Genomic DNA, 432 nt, shown 5'->3' on the forward strand with positions numbered 1-432 from the left:
GGTTCCGACCGTTCAAGGTGAGCTTGGTATTTATCCACGACACGAGCCGATTATGAGTTTGGTACGCCCCGGCGCATTGCGTTTGACTGTTCAGGGTGAAGCTGAAGAAGTACTGGTTGCCGTTTCCGGTGGCGTTTTAGAAGTACAGCCTGATAAGATTACCGTATTGGCAGACGTTGCCGTCCGCAGTACAGAAATGGATCAGGCGCGTGCTGAAGCAGCTAAAAAAGCAGCCGAAACAGGTGTTTCTGAAGCTAGAGACGAAAAATCTTTGGCTGAAGCGCACAAAGCATTGGCAGCCGCCATTGCCCAGCTGAAAACTTTGGATTACCTTCGTTCGCAAAAAAACAAGTAATGTGGGTTCATCAAGAAAAAGCACAACGAAATGTTGTGCTTTTTTATTTATCTGAAGATAAGTGGCTTGATATTGAA

General features: G+C 46.3%; 1 protein-coding gene. It reads left to right on the forward strand.

Annotated elements, in window-relative coordinates; genetic code table 11:
* A partial coding sequence (locus ACTHUM_RS20045) for a F0F1 ATP synthase subunit epsilon (RefSeq protein WP_440404012.1) occupies nt 1–355 on the forward strand: 355 nt, incomplete at its 5' end.
* Nucleotides 356–432 lie beyond the last annotated feature (77 nt).

It is taken from the genome of Neisseria sp. P0021.S006, from assembly GCF_051956895.1.